Origin of the sequence: Allobosea sp. (assembly GCF_030695125.1) — a bacterium.
GTDB lineage: Bacteria > Pseudomonadota > Alphaproteobacteria > Rhizobiales > Beijerinckiaceae > Allobosea.
On record NZ_JAUYTP010000012.1, the window covers coordinates 1 to 14,180 of the forward strand.

Consider the following 14,180-nt stretch of genomic DNA (forward strand, 5'->3'; position numbering starts at 1 on the left):
CCTTAGCACGATCCGTGCTGTCCCCCTGCGCGACGATTGCAGCGTCTGCGGTCTGGTTGATGACGTTCCGCAGCCCGGTTCGCAGGTTGACCGTGTTCGAAGCCTTCAGGTTGAAGATCGACGACACCCCACCCGTGCCAAAGGTGACGGGCTTGCGGCCGAGTTTCAGCGGCGGCTCGGGGCCGAAGACGAACTGGGCCACGGGCTCAGCTCTTCACGACCGTGACGACGGCCGTGGTCTCGGCCCGGACAAAGACCTTGTCGCCGGCGACGAGGCTGCCGAAGGATGCAACGTCGTCCTCGGCGTCCAGCACCACGCCCTTCTTCGAATCCGCCGCCGGAGCCGCGGCCTGGACCGCGACATAGACCAGCCCGGTCGAGCGGCTCTGGACGCTCACCGAGGCCGAGCCGGAGGCGACCTCCGCCCAGGTGGTGGTGACGTCGATCGGGTCCGAGGTCGTGGTCATGAGGAACTCCGGGCATGAAAAAGCCGCCCGAAGGCGGCGGAGGATGGTGGGGACGGCTGGGCTTCAGGGGTAGAACACCGTGTCCCAGATCACCGGGTCGGTGACTTTCCAGACACCCGGCGAGAGGCTTTCAAGCCATGCTCCCCGGTTCTCGGAGCCCGCCGGCAGTTTCCAGTAGGTCCGCGTGATCCCGTCGCCATCGAGCCGGTCGACGCCCACGGCCTGGAAGATGCGGCGGTGCCAGGCGCGGCGGTCGGCATCGGTCAGCAGAAGCGCCTCGGCATAGCCCGTGGCGTCGAACCCGTAGGCTCCCGCGGTCTCGACGGCGTAACCGTCCGAGGCGAGCAGCTCATAGGCGAAGGCGTCGGCCGCGATGGCGGGGATGGCGTCCCGGGCCGAAAGCCGCGCCCCGCCGGCGTCGCGGAACATCGTGTTGAGCGAGACATCGGCCAGCACCCATTGGCCGGCGATCATGACCTCGACCGCGATATGCCCGTCGACATGATTGTTGGGCGCCTCCATGGTCAGGAAGCGCACCGTGCGATGCGGCACGCCGGAACCCGCCAGCAGCGCACCGGCGGTGAACTCGATCGTGTTGCCGCAGAGCAGCCGGAGCTTGCTGGTGCGCGCCTTGGTCGAGGCCCGCGCGACGAAGGCTGGGAGGCTCTCCCCCGCCAGCCGTTCGTCATTGTCCCCGAAGGTCGTCAGCCACGCCGCCGCGCTCAACAGCGCCACCGGATCTCCGGCCGCGACCGTCATCCGCGTGGTGTTCACCATCGGGTTGAAGAAGACGTAATGCCCCGGCCGGGTCAGGTCGTAGACCAGCCCGTTATGGCTGTAGAAGCCGGGCGGGAAGAGGAGCTGCGGCGCCCAGGCGATCGTCGGCGTGGCCGCGACGGGTTCGAGGATCTCCCGCTCGGCGCCCATGAACCGGGTGACGACCTGGCCGGGTGCGGCCGATGCAGGGTGAAAGGGAAAGACGGCGAGGCACAGCAGCGCAGCCGCGAGGGCGGCGCGAAGAAAGCCTTTCATGGTGGACCCGCTTGCAACGGCTTCTCACAGCCGCGCCAGGAAACGGTCCCGGCAGCCGGGGGGTGAGAACACGCAAGCGACGTGTCGAGCGCCTTTAGGCTTTCGCCCTGGACATATCGCCCGACCCCGGCCAAAGCCCGGATGATGCGCGGATGACGCGCATCGGCGAACGCCGGGCCAAGCTGCCCTGCGTCCGCCTTGCTTGATGGGTTCTCACACCCGTTGCGAATGAACCATTTTTGTCGGCCGGGTTCAACGGCCGCCGCAGCGTTTTCTCCCGGTGATCCGGACGGCGCGGAAGAATCAGCGCCCGATCAGGACGGCGGTCAGCGCGACAGGCATTTCCAGCGTCACGCCCGCGTTGTGTCCCGCCGAGACGCGGATCTTGTCTCCCGCGGCCAGCCGCACGGTCGCGGCTGCGGAAAAGAACGGACCGAGCACCGACACCGAGCTCGATGTCGTCTGGCCTGCAGCTTGGCTGACGTAGGTCGCACCGCCGTCCGTGGATTTGTCGATGTAGAGGACGGCGGCATAGGTCGCCGCCGTGCCGGACGACCCGGCCTTCGGCATGTTTGTGGTGAGAAGCGCCGAAATCGAATAGAGCCCGGCATCGGCGGCAGCGACGGTAAGAATACCGCCGGAGAAGGTGGACGCCACCAGGCCGTTGACGACGCTGCCATAGGCGGAGATCAGCGTGGCCGGGAAACCCGCCGAGGCGATGTTGTTGATCGCGGACGCCGCCTCGAGGCCATAGGTCGGCGCGGCGCGCTGCGCCACGACGATATCGCTCGGCAGCGGCGTGAGAATCCGGATGTTGGTTCCGTCATCGATCGTTGCATAGACCTTGCCGGATACGAGGTCGCCGACAGCCGGGTCCGCCCCATCCGCCTTCTTGATCCGCCGGTTGTCCAGCCCCGAGACGGCCATGTTGACCGTCGTCGAGGTGTTGGTCGCCGGGGCGACGATGTTGAGAACGCGTCCGGCGGCATAGGCATGCACCGCGAAGGATGGCGCCACAACCCAGGCATTGGCCGTGCCCGTCGCGACGGCATAGTTCATGCCCTTCTGGATCGTGCGGGCGAGCTGGACGCCGAGCGCGCCGTCGAGGGTGTAGCCGGCGCCCTCGACCGCCGCGCAGATCTCGTCGATGGTGTTCTGGTAGCCGCCGGCATCGAGCCAGGAGCCGCGCGCGGCGGTGCTCTGGTTGAAGTTGCGATGCGTGGCCGCGCCGAAGCCGTTGTTGGGCCCGGGATAGGCGATCGGTTCCCAGCGTTTCATCTTAAAGGCCGTTTCTTGTCAGAGGGTTTCGGGGTCGAGGATGCCCAGCGTGTGCGCGGGGCGGATGCGTTCGATCAGGCAGGTCAGGCCGGTGTCGTTGAGCTGGCCGAAGCCGAGCTGGTCGAAGCCGCTTTCGCCGCCGGCGACCCAGTCCAGCGACAGGCCCTCGCCTGCGAAGAGGAAGATGTGCGGCAGCCCCGGCGAGCCGAAGCCATCGGGCCCGCCGCAGTCGGACAGCCCGCATTCGAAGCCGAGCGGCTCGTCGATCGAGACACCCGCGAAGCCGGCGCGGCCGAGCACCGCCTCGATTTCGCGGCGGTTGGCCGTCTCCATCGGCGCGCGCGCGTCCAGCACGAGGGCGCGGCGCTCGGCGATTCCGGTGACTTCGGCGAGGCAGGCGTCCGGCAGCCCATGCTCGCGCTCGTGGTCCTCGACCAGCTCGGGCCGGCACTGGCTGACGAAGGCGCCATAGCGGGCGCGGTTCAGCCAGTCATGGATCTGCGCCATGGTTTCCGCCACGAGCCGCGGCAGGGCATGCCAGACGAAGGCGCCGAGGCCGGCCGCCTTCTCGTCCGGCCAGGCGCGGCCTCGGGGGAAGAGGCGCAGGCTCGGCAGCCAGAGATCGGCCGCCGTCACGTCTGTGAGGCGGTCGGCTGTCGCCGGCGCCGCGCCGAGCCCGGGCCCGGCGTCCAGCGGCGGGGCATCGGCGACGCGGATCGGCAGCTGGCCGGGGACGACGGCGAAGGTGCGGCTCATCGTGGCATGGCCCCGAAAAGTGGGAACCGGTTTTCGGAAAAGGCCATGCCGGTCACGTCACCGTCAGCCCGCCGAAGACGGGGAATTCGCCGAGCGCCAGCGCCGTGTCGGTGTCGGGATCCGGAACAACCAGGCGGTGCCGGGTCTCGCCCAGCGCGCGCGACGCGGCTTCCGAGAGCCAGGATGTCGGGAATGTCTCAGCCCCGGCCGAGACGAAGGCGCGCTCGTCGAACATGTCGAGCATCTCGGCAGTGATCTCGGCCCGCGTCGCGGCGCTGTCGGTCTCCAGCTGCGCGATCGTCACCGGAATCGACTTCGCCGTCGCCTGGACGACGACGACGGTGGCCGTCAGCGGCCGGCGTGTCTCGAGATGCTCGGCGCAGCGCAGCACATCCGCCGGCGACGGGATGCGGTCCGCACCGGAGCCCTCGAGCAGCGGATAGACCGTGACGGTGCCGATCTCCGGCGTCGCGGCGAAGACCTGCGCGGTGGCGAAGCCGGCGACCTCGCCGACCCAGACCTGATAGTCGGCCTTGGCCCCGCCGCGAGGCTTGTTGCGCTTGCGGAAGATCAGGCGCTTGCGATAGGCCGAATCAATCTCCTTCTCGACGCCGCCCGACAGGCCGAGCGGGCCGATCTCGCCGTCCTGGGTGACACCTTCGACGGAATCGCGAAGGCGGACAGTGGCCTCCGCCGGCAGGTTGCCGCGCGCGCCGGTCTCGGTCGCGTCGATCTGGGCGGTGACGCTGTTGCCGACGGCTGTCGCCGCACTGCGCACCGTGAAGGCGAGGCCGCCGGCGTCGACCACGGTCCCGGCCGGGACGATCGAGCCATCCGTCGCCGCGAAGATCGCGATGCCGGTCGCTGCGGTCGCCGGCTTGCGGCCGAGCCCGATCTCGTAGCCATGCAGATCGAGCATGTCGTCTTCTGCGGTGGTGACGAAGATCTGCTTGTAGATCCACTCCGCGCGCAGGTTGCCCTGCGAGGCGGCCATGGCCATCACCTTGACGAAGACGGTCCAGTTGTTGGGCCAGATGTCGGCTCGCGCGCCGGACAGCGCGGTCGCAACGACGCCGCGCAGCCAGCGCGAGGTTGCGTCCAGCGTCGGAATGGTCAGGGCCATGTCGGGTTCACGCTTTCGAGGTCATGCGCCGGCGCCCGAGGCGACGGCACCCAGGGCTTCCCAGAGGCCCGCGAAGGGGCCCGAATAGAGGATCGAGCCGTCGGGCCGGGCGATCGTGATGCTGCGGCGGATCCGGGTCTCGGCCGGGTCCGCTTCGGCCTCGACGGTCACGTCGCCGATGATGCCCTGGTCCTGCAGCGGCTTCAGCGCGACCTGGGCGGCCTCGATCACGCGGCGGGCATTGTCCTCATCCGTCGGGTGCCGGAAGGCGACCCAGGTCGTCGAGCCGAGTGGTGCCTCGCCGGCGGCGACGTCGACATCGAAGCCGTCGCCGGGCCAGCCGCGCAGATCATAGGCCGCCGGGTCCAGCGGATCGCGCGGGCCCCGCGCGTCGCTTTCGAGCGACAGCACCAGCGCCGTCAGCAGCGGATTGCGGGCGACGAGGCCGGCCGGGTTGCCGGCATCGGTGAGCGGCGCCAGCGCCATGTCGCCACGCTCGCCGTTCCACAGGATATCGGGGCCGGCGCCCTGCGGCACCAGCGCGTCGACCAGTAGGCGCGTCATCAGGAAACCTTGGCGAAGACGAAGGGCGAGGCGCCGGCCTCGGTCATGACGCGGGCGAAGACCCCGCCATCGGCAGGGTCACCGCCGAGATAAACCTTGCCGCCGGCGGCCTTGGGCTTCAGCACCTGGTCGCCATTGGCCTTCATGCCGAAGGTCTGGCCGTCGCCGCCTTCAAGCGAGATGGCGCCTCCGGGCTTCAGGTTGAGCTTCTGGCCATCCGGCCCGTACAGGATCTTGCTCCCGCCTGGCTGGTCGGACGGGCGCTTGTCCGGGTTTTCCAGCCCCGCGACGATGCCCCGCTCGCGCGAGCCGGCGAACTGGGCCCAGCCGAGCGAGCCGACCTCCGGCACCGTCGTCAGCCCGTCCGGCTGCGGGCGCATCAGGTTTTCCAGCCGCTCGCCGCCTTCGCCGCGGCCGGTGACCTTCTGGATCGGTCCGCTGTCGTCGACGCTGATGACGCGGAAACGGACCAGGCTCACGACAGCTCCTCGTATTTCGCCTTCTTGGTCGAGACCTTCCACGCCTCGCCGGACTTGCCCTTGGCGTCCTTGCCGCCGAGGCTGCGCGGATCGACCATGGTCAGGCGGGCGAGCTGGTGTTCCTTCGACCAGGAGAGCTGTCCGCTCTTGATCGTCATGTCCTGCTCGAGCTCGAAGTCGCCGGCGACGACATAGCGAACGAAGCCGGCCGACCAGAGCCTGCCGTCGGGATCGCGCCATTCCGGCGTCGCCAGCACGATCTGGGTGCCGTTGCCGGCGTCGCCGCCGGCGCCCCGGCGATCGTCCCATTCCGCGCGCTGCTTCAGGTCGGCGTCGTCGCCGTCATGCTCCATGCGGCGGATGTCGATGCGCAGCCGGCGGATGGCCTCGTTCTCGACGATGGCATAGCCGTCCGTCTCGTCCTTGCCCTTCCCGCCCTTGTAGCGCTGCCCGTAATAGTGGGTCTGCGAGAACTGGCCGATCTCGCTGTCCTCGAACTGCAGCGTGGTGGCGTTGGCGTCGTCGCGATCGTCGCCGACGATGAAGGAGCCCGGGTGGCGGCCGCGCGTGCCCTTGTAGAGCACGACGCCGCCATCGGAGGCGCCGGTCATCAGCAGCCCGGTCTTGCGGGCGCGCTCCTCGACGACGTCGAAGGCGCGCTCGCCGGGCGCCCAGGCGATGTCCATCTCGCGGCTGTCGGCCTCGACCTTGACCTTGATGCCATAGGGCTTGAACAGCGTGTCGGCCGCGGCGCCGAGCTTCTGCTTTTTCAGGTTGTAGCCGTGCTTGCGCCCGTCGGCGGCGCACTCCACCGCGTCGCAGGCCTTGCTTTCGATCTGCAGGAAGCGCCGCAGTGCCGGCTTCGCCTCATCGCCATAGGTCCGCCGAACGCGCCCGGTGACGATCGTCTCAGCTCCGCCGCCCGGCAGCAGCGCCTTCAGCACGGCCTCGCTGCCCTTCTTCGTCAGCGCGCCCTTCTGCTCATGCACACCGGCGACGACCTTGAGCAGCGCGCCCTTGCCGTCGAAGCTGTATTCGATCGAGAGCAGGCCGGGATGCGCCAGCCCGTCGATCTCGAGGATCAGTTCCTCGCGCATCATGCCGCGTCATCCGGCAGCGGGGCCAGGATCTCGACCGGCATGAACTCCGGGCAGCGCGCATTGTTGAGGCGCACCAGCTCGGCCGCGCGCGTGGTGTCGCCGTAGAGCTGCCAGGCGAGCAGGCAGGCGGGCTGGCTCTGGCCGGTGACCACCCGGGCGAGCGGCTTCAGCGACAGGATCTCGGCGTCGATGGCGGCAAGAGCCTGGCCATAGGTGCCGACGACGACCGTCAGAAGCTCGGTCTCGGTCGCGGCGCGATCGAGCAGAGGCTCCATCACCGCGACGAGCCGGGCACGGGCCTGCTGCGCCTGCTGGCGCGTGGCGAAGTCGAGGCGCAGGACACCGCGGGCGAAGGCGAGCGCCGCCAGGAGGCGAGCGAAGACGGCCGCCTGCTCGCGGCCGCGGGCCTCCAGGATGCGGGAGGTCGAGCGGGGGGCGCTCATGCCGCGGCTCGCTCCTCGAGCGCCGTCAGGCCGGCGTCGCCGGCGACCGAGAGCGCCTCGACGATCGCCGCCTGCCCGGCCCAGCCGGCCGCCGTCTGCACGGCCTCGACGACCTCGGTCTCGGCCGTGATGGCCAGCGCGTCGGCCTTGAGGGCGACGAGCCGGGCGGCGCCTTCCCGGGCGAAGGCGGTCGCCTCGTAAAGCCCCGGCCCGCGCAGATCCGCCGCGACACTGTCGAGCCGCACGCCGGCGGCCGTGGCGAGGCTGGCGACCGTGCCGAGCGCATCGACCAGAAGGCGCTCGGCCAGGCCGAGGCTGAGGCCTGCGCCGGCAGCCGGCCCGTCCTCGACGAACTCCACGCGGAAGGTGAAGTAGCCGAGCTTGTCCCATTCCCATGTCGATTCCGGCGCCCTCGCCCAGGCCATCACCGGGCGGCGCTGCGGCAGGATCAGCAGGCCGGCGCCGTCCGCCTCGAGCGCGGCTTCGAGCGCCCGCATCCGCGCTTCGACATTCGCCTCGTCGGCGACATAGAGATCCTCGCGATAGGTTACCGCCTTGCGGCCGAGATTGATGACGCTCCAGCGGTCGGACGCCGGATACTCGTCGACCTGGAGCGAGCGTGGGAAAGCGCGGGTGCCTCGGCGCGCGAAAAAGGGTACGCCGCGGAAAGAGGCCGGGCGCAGGAAGCCGCCGGGGGTGGCCATTACATGGCCCCCCCGCCACCGCCACCACCGCCGCCGCGGCTGGTTTCCTTGCCAGGCAGCGAGATGCCGCGGCTGTCGCGAGTCGTGATGCGCGTGGCCTGCGACAGGATCGAGCTGATGAAATTCGGCGAGGGCTCAACCTTCACCGTCACGTCCGACTTGGCATCGACCGAGACGCTCGCCGTGATCTGGTCCGGCTTGACCTCGGCCGTCAGCTTGCCGTTGAGGATCTCTTCCGCGCTGGGATAGATGCCGTCGACGCGAGCCTTGGGGCCTGTCGCGGGAACGGTTTCGCCGATACGCTCGGCCAGCATCTTCAGGCTGGCGATCGCCTCCTGGAGCCTGCCCTCGTCGACAGGGCGGCCCTCGGCCTGAGCCCGCCGCTCGGCGATCTCGCGCATGGCCGTCGCGATCACATTCATCGCGCCGTCACGGGCGCCGGCGCCACCGAGCGCGAAGACATTCGATTCGCCTGTGGCGGTCAGCTTTTCGGCGCGCACGAGCTGGGCCAGGTTCATCACGGCGGCCATCACCTCGCGGCTGGCCTCGCCACTCGACGAGACCATGTTGTCGGCCGACCCTTGCGTCAGATCGGTCGAAACGCGGGTGCGCGCCCGGGATAATGCCTCGACATCGCGAAAGGCGTCGTTGCCCCGCGGGTTCAGGCGTTCTTCCTGCGCCGATTTGCGCTCGTCCATCAGGAATCGGACGCGGGCGGAATCACGCTCGCGCCGCTCGGCAGCGGCCTGATCGGCCTGCATGCGCTTGCGCGCGGTCGTCGCGCCATCGAGCTGGTCGAGATGCGTCGGCTGGCGCCGGCGACCCGCACCGGCAAAGCCACCGTCGCGCATGCCGTAGATGTCAGAAGAGGGATCGTCGAGCATGCGCTGCCGCTCCTGCGCGCGACGGGCGTTCTCGATCGACTGCTCGGCCCGCGTGAGAGGCCTGTTGCCGATGCGCGCGAGGCGCTGCTCGTCCGTCTCGGACGGCTGCAGGGCGGAGTTGACGGCATCCATGGCCGCGGTCGCGTTTTCGGCAACGGCCTTGAACGCCGGCGAGAGGCGCCGGCCGAGCGAATCCGCCAGCCTGTCGGCGGCGTTCTTGAAGCGGTCGAAGGTGCTCTGGCTGTTGGCGGTTACGCGGGCCAGATCCTGCGCCACCGTGCCGGCCGAGCTCGACTGCATCGTCTGCGACAGCTTCTGCCACTCGCCGCGATACATCATCAGCGCCTGGACGCCGCGCTTGAACTCCATGTCGTCGATGATCTCGCCCAGCCGCGAGCGGTCGCCCTTGAGCGCGGTGTCGACAAGGTTCTCGAAGACCTCGACGAGGTTGCGGCCTTCCGCCCTCGCCTTCTTGAACGCAGCTTCTGAATCGACGCCCAGATTCTTGAAGGCCTTGGTCGTCTTGTCCGACTCCATCTTGGCCAGGACGTTGTTCATGGATGCCACGGCCTCTTCCGAGGTACCGGCGCCCTTGCGCATGACCTGGAGCATGGCGACGAGATCCGCGAGGCCCTTCTTGCCTTCGAAGCCGATCGCCGAGGCGGCCGGGCCGAGGCTCGGCAGATAGCGCGCCATGTCCTTCAGCTCGAACTTCCCGGCCTTGCCGCCCGCCGCCATGATGTCGAAGGCGGTCTGCATATCCTTGCCGGCGATCTTGAAGGACTCGCCGACCGAATCGGCGGTCTTGGCGATGTCAGCGACTTCGGCACCGCTGGCCTGGGCGGTCTGGGCGACGGCCGGCAGGAAGCCCATGGCCTCGGGAAGAGACCGGCCAGAGGCGACCAGGGCGTCGAGGCCGGCGCGCACCTTGTCGATCGGCAGCGCCGTCTCGCGAGCGAGCTGCTGCAGCTGTGTCCAGGACGCCTGCTGCGCTTCCGCGGAGGCATCCGCCGTGACGGCGATCCGCGTCATCGCGCGTTCGTTGGTGGCGAAGGCCTTGTTCGCCCCGTTCAACATGCTGGCGGCGCCATAGACGCCGAAGAGGCCGACGAGGGGGCCGGTGGCGCGCAGGGCCGCGGCGCCCATGCGATCGGTCAGAACGGCGGTGCGGCTGGCCTGCTGCTGGACGACCTGGTTGCGACGCGACACCGCGCCATTGGCATCCAGCCGGCTGGCGGCGCGGTCAAGCCTGTCGAAGTTCCGGGCGACCATGGCCAGCACGGCCGAGGCTCGGTCCTCCGCCGTGAGGACGGCGCGGGCTTCGTTGACGATCGCCATGGCTCAGACGCCCAGCGCCTGCGACAGGCGCCAGGCCTGCCAGCGGGTGTGAAGGCGCATCAGCTCGGTCACGCTCAGTCGATCCGGGTCTGTGCGGAGGCCGGCTCCGAAGCGGAGGTCGTCGGAGGCGCGCTCCTGGGCTTCGCGGCCGCCGCCCCACCGAAAAAATCGAGGAGCACCACCTTCGCCCGCTCGGCCTCGGCCAGCGTGAGCTGGTCGATGATCCCGGCGCGCAGCTCGTCCTTGATCAGCGCCTTGAGCCAGGCGTCGACCGCACCCCAGTCGATCTCATAGGTGCTGGTCTTGTCCGGGAAGGTGCGCACCACCTCGATCGTCGGCAGCGTGCGCAGGATCCGCAGCGTCGGGTCACGGAACTCCAGCTCGGTAACGATCGTCCCCGCCGGCCACTCGCGCTGCTTGTCCAGCGCCAGCGTCCACATCAGACGGCCCTCTTGCGGTAGTTCGGCTTGGTACACTGGACCTCGAGGCCGGTCGCCTTGCCGTCCTTGAACGAGTCGGACTGCTCGCCGACGATCGCAGCCTGCGTCATGTAGTGGACGAGGCCGGCGTGCTCCTCCTCCCAGGTCATGTCGAAGCGGGCGCGGGCGAGCTGGTCCCAGTCGATCTCGCCGCGGTCGAAGTCGCACATGGCGACGACGGGCGACGGCTCGAAGGAGCGGTTGTGGGCCTGGTGGTCGACCGAAACCTCGCCGCCGATCTTGTAGCCGGACGGCTTGAGCTTGATCTCGCCCATGGCCTGCAGCGTGCGGCCGGCGAGCGGGCCGGAGCGCACGGTGATGATGACGACGCCATAGTCCTTGCCGGCCATGGTGGAGAACTCCCGATGTCAGAGGATGGTGACGCCCGGAGCCGGGCGCCGAAGGTCGTGGCCCGGCCGTGGCCAGGCGCGCCGGTCAGGCGGGGACGTCAGGTCTGGGCGCCCGGCGCCAGCTCGCCGACGATGCTCTTGGTCGCGAGGATGTAGAGCGGGTTGGCGCGGAAGATCTTCTGCTCGACATTGAGCCGCACCGGATCGCCCGACAGCTCGACCTTGAGCGCCTGCTCGTAGCTGGGGATGTCCTGGACGATCCGCCCGCGCCGGTTCACCTCGGTATAGGCCGAGACGAAGGTCTTGCGGGCATCCTTGGGCCGGGTCTGGCCGTCGGCGAAGTCCTCCTGGTCGCCGACCAGGCTGTCGTTCTGGTGGGCATTCCAGACATAGTGGCGCTGGTACTGCACGACCCAGGCATCGATGCAGGGGCCGTTGATGTCGAGATAGGAGATGTCCTCGAGCCCGGTCGAGGAGCGGCGCTGGAAGGTGGTGATGACGCGCTCCATCTGGACCGCGCCCTCGGCCGGCACCTGCGGCGAGATGCCGTCGAAATAGAGCAGGTTGCGCTGCTCGTCGGAGAAGACGTCGTCCTCATCCCAGGGGCCGGTCAGATGCGTCATCGTGCGACCGGTGAGGCCGCGCGCGAAGATCTGCACCTCGGTGATCGAGCGACCGAAGTCGAAGACATGGGCCAGTTCGGCGCCGAAGCAGGCGGCGATGATCGGCTCGGGCTCGGAGGAGTTGCGCAGGCCGGCCAAGACGCGCTTGCGATCGTTCATCGCGTCGCCCAGCGCGGCCAGCGTGCCCTGCGAGCCGACGACGGCGCCGACCGCCCAGCCATAGCGCATGGCGAAGGGGCCCCACTGGGTTTCGAGCCAGGCATCGATCGCCGCCAGCGAGGTGGCGTCGCGATAGGCGGAGATCACCCAGGCATAGTAGCCCGTGCCGACGCCGGCGAGCGCGGCCGCGAGATCCGGCGCGCCGGAGCCGGCCGTGAAGACGTTGGTGATGTGGCTGCCCAGCGGCGAGACCTCGCCGCGGCTCCTGAACGAGATCCACTTGGTGGCGTTCAGCATGGTGCCGCCGTTGCGGGCGGTGACCGTGACCACGCCGAGCGCGGAAGTGGCCGAGACCATGTCGACGAGGGACTTGGAATCTCCTGCCAGCGTCACGCGGCTGTTGATGGCGGCGGCAATCTTGGCCGCGACCGTGGTGACCGTGTCGCCGGCGACGACCGTGATCTGGCGCCGGCGGGCATTGCCCAACACCCAGAACGGCCAGGTGCCGACCGGCGGCACCGTGCCGACCGTGTAGACGTCGGTGGCCTTGGTGGCCGATTCCGGCAGCGGCAGGACGCGATAGTCGAGGAAGGGCCGGGTCAGCTTGGCATAGTTCAGCATCGTGCCGAGCAGCGAGCCCGCGCCATAGGCGGCCTCGATATCGTCGCGCGGGCGCTGCGACACGCCGGTCGTGACGGTGGCGCCGGCGGCGACAGGCCCGACGATCAGGACCTGCATCGACTGCGAGAAGGGCGGCGTCCCGAGCGCGAACTCGTTCCGGTAGCCCGGCAGCCGCAGCGAGCCGGGGATCTGGTCGAAGGTGATGGTCATGGGTCAGGCCTCTGCGGTTGAGGGGCGATCGGGAGCGGGCGGTCAGCCCTTTGATTTCGGCGGCCGGGGCAGAAGCGCCGGCAGATCGACCGCCACTGCGGATTCCGGCTCGGGGGCTTCCGGCGCTGCGGCTTCCGGCCCGCTAGCTTCCGGCGCCGGGGTTTCCGGCTCAGCCTCGATCTCTGGCTCGTGCGCGGCGAGCGTCACATCGCCATCGCGCTCGAGGCGCAGCCAGTAGGTCGAGCGAGGCACGCCGCGCAGGATGTGGGTTTCCGGCAGGAGTGAGCCCTCCTGGTCACGGACGCGGCGGCCGGGCTGCGGGCGGACATCGACGAGGGTGGCGGTGGGGCTCATGGAAGCGGATCCTCCGGATCGAGCGTGACGGTGAAGTCGGGTGTGGACGGCGCCGGCGTCGCCGGCACGGGCGCCGCGGCGCCCTGGGCGATGCTGGTGACGGCGAAATCGGTCTGCCCGGCGAGGCCGGAGCGGATCAGGACATTGGCAGAGAGCCTGGCGCGCGTGGCCTGCATGCGCTCGAGCGCCAGCACGGCCCGGGCGCGCACCGGCGAGGCGGAGGGCAGCCCGTCACGCATGATGGCCAGCGCCTTCTCGCCATCGCCGAGCGGCTCGACGAAATAGGAGTTGGCGAGCACGGCGAGCTTTTCGCCGGTCTCGGACGCCGGATAGGGCTCGGCATCGAGCTTGGTGATCCGCTTCGACACCTTGCGGAACAGCGGATCGGCCTGGAGCGTCGCCCAGGCCTGCTCCTGCAGGATGGCCAGCATATCGGCCAGCTCCTGGTCGAGCAGGTCGGCGGCTTCCGCGTCGAACTCATCCCCGCCCTCGGTCTCGAAGGTCTGGCGCGAGGTGACCTGCGCCGAAAGGACGAGGCGGACGCTGTTGTCGAAGCCGCGGCGGGCATCGCTGGCGCCGTCCTGGGCCGAGAAGGCATTGCCCTCGACCGCCTCGGCCGCGAAGACGATCAGCGGCGTGCGCTCGCCTCCGCGCCCGTCGAGCAGATCGAAGCGCGAATCGAAAACCCGGTCCCGGGCCAGGGTCGGCCAGGTTGCGGCCTCGATGTCCTCCGGCGCGACATAGGGCGCGAGCGCAGCGCTGACGGCCAGGCGCAGGGCCATCACGGCGAGGCTCATAACTCTTCCCTCGCCTTCAGGGCCTGCAGATCGAGACGGACATGGCCGGTGGCGTCTCCGCCCGGCGGGTTGGAGATGCGGAACTTCCGGGGCACCGCCGGCGCGGTCACCACCTCCTCGACGACGTCATGCTGCCTGATCCTGCCGCCGGTCGGGTTCTCCCAGACCGTCAGCGCCAGGTCGTCACCGAGGATGCCGGGGGAGCGACCGGTCTCGAAGGCGTTCACCTCGGCGACGCGGCCATCGGCCTTGTCGGGCGCGAAGAGATGCGCCTTGATCTCGAAGGGCGCCCGCGTGGTGTCGACGACCGGCCGCTCCTGGCCGGTCTTCACGCGCGGCAGAACCCGCCACGGGACGGCATAGGTGCGGGCCACGGTGGCGCGGGAGCGCGCCACCGCATCCTGGAAGACCGTCACGCG

At 69.6% G+C, this 14,180-nt stretch carries 18 protein-coding genes; all 18 read right to left on the minus strand.

Annotation, left to right across the window (positions count from 1 at the left end):
- On the minus strand, nucleotides 1–202 hold a 202-nt coding region (locus Q8S38_RS02895; protein WP_305678924.1), incomplete at its 3' end, for a hypothetical protein.
- Between the two features lie 4 nt (nucleotides 203–206).
- Complete coding sequence (locus Q8S38_RS02900) at nucleotides 207–467, minus strand: hypothetical protein (RefSeq protein ID WP_305678925.1); 261 nt, start codon at nucleotides 465–467, stop codon at nucleotides 207–209.
- 63 nt (nucleotides 468–530) lie between these two features.
- Entirely contained in the window at nucleotides 531–1,499 is a 969-nt protein-coding gene (locus Q8S38_RS02905; RefSeq protein WP_305678926.1) for a hypothetical protein, read from the minus strand.
- Nucleotides 1,500–1,802: 303 nt separating this feature from the next.
- Complete coding sequence (locus Q8S38_RS02910) at nucleotides 1,803–2,777, minus strand: hypothetical protein (protein ID WP_305678927.1); 975 nt, start codon at nucleotides 2,775–2,777, stop codon at nucleotides 1,803–1,805.
- Between the two features lie 18 nt (nucleotides 2,778–2,795).
- Nucleotides 2,796–3,533 carry a hypothetical protein gene (locus tag Q8S38_RS02915; protein WP_305678928.1) on the minus strand — a complete coding sequence of 246 codons (738 nt, stop codon included), beginning with the start codon at nucleotides 3,531–3,533 and terminating at the stop codon, nucleotides 2,796–2,798.
- A gap of 52 nt (nucleotides 3,534–3,585) precedes the next feature.
- Nucleotides 3,586–4,656 (minus strand): baseplate J/gp47 family protein, encoded by a 1,071-nt coding sequence (locus Q8S38_RS02920; protein ID WP_305678929.1) that lies wholly within the window; start codon nucleotides 4,654–4,656, stop codon nucleotides 3,586–3,588.
- A gap of 21 nt (nucleotides 4,657–4,677) precedes the next feature.
- Nucleotides 4,678–5,220, minus strand: a complete 543-nt coding sequence (locus tag Q8S38_RS02925; protein WP_305678930.1) for a phage GP46 family protein — start codon at nucleotides 5,218–5,220, stop codon at nucleotides 4,678–4,680.
- A complete protein-coding gene (locus tag Q8S38_RS02930; RefSeq protein ID WP_305678931.1) occupies nucleotides 5,220–5,699 on the minus strand; it encodes a phage baseplate assembly protein domain-containing protein in 480 nt (159 codons plus the stop codon). Before Q8S38_RS02930 ends, Q8S38_RS02925 begins: the two co-directional genes overlap by 1 nt.
- The gene (locus Q8S38_RS02935) at nucleotides 5,696–6,799 is read right to left on the minus strand and encodes a hypothetical protein (RefSeq protein ID WP_305678932.1); all 1,104 of its coding nucleotides are present in this window, start codon (nucleotides 6,797–6,799) and stop codon (nucleotides 5,696–5,698) included. Before Q8S38_RS02935 ends, Q8S38_RS02930 begins: the two co-directional genes overlap by 4 nt.
- Nucleotides 6,796–7,242: a hypothetical protein gene (locus Q8S38_RS02940; RefSeq protein WP_305678933.1), complete on the minus strand. Its 447-nt coding sequence runs from the start codon at nucleotides 7,240–7,242 to the stop codon at nucleotides 6,796–6,798. The genes Q8S38_RS02935 and Q8S38_RS02940 overlap by 4 nt, the downstream gene beginning before the upstream one ends.
- Entirely contained in the window at nucleotides 7,239–7,946 is a 708-nt protein-coding gene (locus tag Q8S38_RS02945; RefSeq protein ID WP_305678934.1) for a DNA circularization N-terminal domain-containing protein, read from the minus strand. The genes Q8S38_RS02940 and Q8S38_RS02945 overlap by 4 nt, the downstream gene beginning before the upstream one ends.
- Entirely contained in the window at nucleotides 7,946–10,168 is a 2,223-nt protein-coding gene (locus Q8S38_RS02950) for a phage tail tape measure protein (protein ID WP_305678935.1), read from the minus strand. The genes Q8S38_RS02945 and Q8S38_RS02950 overlap by 1 nt, the downstream gene beginning before the upstream one ends.
- A gap of 74 nt (nucleotides 10,169–10,242) precedes the next feature.
- Complete coding sequence (locus tag Q8S38_RS02955; protein ID WP_305678936.1) at nucleotides 10,243–10,608, minus strand: hypothetical protein; 366 nt, start codon at nucleotides 10,606–10,608, stop codon at nucleotides 10,243–10,245.
- On the minus strand, nucleotides 10,608–10,997 hold the full coding sequence (locus Q8S38_RS02960; RefSeq protein ID WP_305678937.1) for a phage tail tube protein: 390 nt from the start codon (nucleotides 10,995–10,997) through the stop codon (nucleotides 10,608–10,610). The genes Q8S38_RS02955 and Q8S38_RS02960 overlap by 1 nt, the downstream gene beginning before the upstream one ends.
- 98 nt (nucleotides 10,998–11,095) lie before the next feature.
- Nucleotides 11,096–12,610: a hypothetical protein gene (locus Q8S38_RS02965; protein WP_305678938.1), complete on the minus strand. Its 1,515-nt coding sequence runs from the start codon at nucleotides 12,608–12,610 to the stop codon at nucleotides 11,096–11,098.
- Nucleotides 12,611–12,652: 42 nt separating this feature from the next.
- Nucleotides 12,653–12,964 carry a DUF2635 domain-containing protein gene (locus tag Q8S38_RS02970; protein ID WP_305678939.1) on the minus strand — a complete coding sequence of 104 codons (312 nt, stop codon included), beginning with the start codon at nucleotides 12,962–12,964 and terminating at the stop codon, nucleotides 12,653–12,655.
- Entirely contained in the window at nucleotides 12,961–13,761 is an 801-nt protein-coding gene (locus Q8S38_RS02975) for a hypothetical protein (RefSeq protein WP_305678940.1), read from the minus strand. The genes Q8S38_RS02970 and Q8S38_RS02975 overlap by 4 nt, the downstream gene beginning before the upstream one ends.
- Nucleotides 13,758–14,177, minus strand: a complete 420-nt coding sequence (locus Q8S38_RS02980) for a hypothetical protein (protein WP_305678941.1) — start codon at nucleotides 14,175–14,177, stop codon at nucleotides 13,758–13,760. The genes Q8S38_RS02975 and Q8S38_RS02980 overlap by 4 nt, the downstream gene beginning before the upstream one ends.
- Between the last annotated feature and the right edge of the window lie 3 nt (nucleotides 14,178–14,180).

Excerpts from the sequence above, each read along its gene's own strand:
- Q8S38_RS02955 (WP_305678936.1), bottom strand. The coding sequence starts at position 10,608 with ATGTGGACGCTGGCGCTGGACAAGCAGCGCGAGTGGCCGGCGGGGACG.
- Q8S38_RS02905 (WP_305678926.1), bottom strand. The coding sequence starts at position 1,499 with ATGAAAGGCTTTCTTCGCGCCGCCCTCGCGGCTGCGCTGCTGTGCCTC.
- Q8S38_RS02945 (WP_305678934.1), bottom strand. The coding sequence starts at position 7,946 with ATGGCCACCCCCGGCGGCTTCCTGCGCCCGGCCTCTTTCCGCGGCGTA.
- Q8S38_RS02950 (WP_305678935.1), bottom strand. The coding sequence starts at position 10,168 with ATGGCGATCGTCAACGAAGCCCGCGCCGTCCTCACGGCGGAGGACCGA.
- Q8S38_RS02925 (WP_305678930.1), bottom strand. The coding sequence starts at position 5,220 with ATGACGCGCCTACTGGTCGACGCGCTGGTGCCGCAGGGCGCCGGCCCC.
- Q8S38_RS02960 (WP_305678937.1), bottom strand. The coding sequence starts at position 10,997 with ATGGCCGGCAAGGACTATGGCGTCGTCATCATCACCGTGCGCTCCGGC.
- Q8S38_RS02910 (WP_305678927.1), bottom strand. The coding sequence starts at position 2,777 with ATGAAACGCTGGGAACCGATCGCCTATCCCGGGCCCAACAACGGCTTC.
- Q8S38_RS02940 (WP_305678933.1), bottom strand. The coding sequence starts at position 7,242 with ATGAGCGCCCCCCGCTCGACCTCCCGCATCCTGGAGGCCCGCGGCCGC.
- Q8S38_RS02935 (WP_305678932.1), bottom strand. The coding sequence starts at position 6,799 with ATGATGCGCGAGGAACTGATCCTCGAGATCGACGGGCTGGCGCATCCC.
- Q8S38_RS02920 (WP_305678929.1), bottom strand. The coding sequence starts at position 4,656 with ATGGCCCTGACCATTCCGACGCTGGACGCAACCTCGCGCTGGCTGCGC.
- Q8S38_RS02970 (WP_305678939.1), bottom strand. The coding sequence starts at position 12,964 with ATGAGCCCCACCGCCACCCTCGTCGATGTCCGCCCGCAGCCCGGCCGC.
- Q8S38_RS02915 (WP_305678928.1), bottom strand. The coding sequence starts at position 3,533 with ATGAGCCGCACCTTCGCCGTCGTCCCCGGCCAGCTGCCGATCCGCGTC.
- Q8S38_RS02900 (WP_305678925.1), bottom strand. The coding sequence starts at position 467 with ATGACCACGACCTCGGACCCGATCGACGTCACCACCACCTGGGCGGAG.
- Q8S38_RS02965 (WP_305678938.1), bottom strand. The coding sequence starts at position 12,610 with ATGACCATCACCTTCGACCAGATCCCCGGCTCGCTGCGGCTGCCGGGC.
- Q8S38_RS02975 (WP_305678940.1), bottom strand. The coding sequence starts at position 13,761 with ATGAGCCTCGCCGTGATGGCCCTGCGCCTGGCCGTCAGCGCTGCGCTC.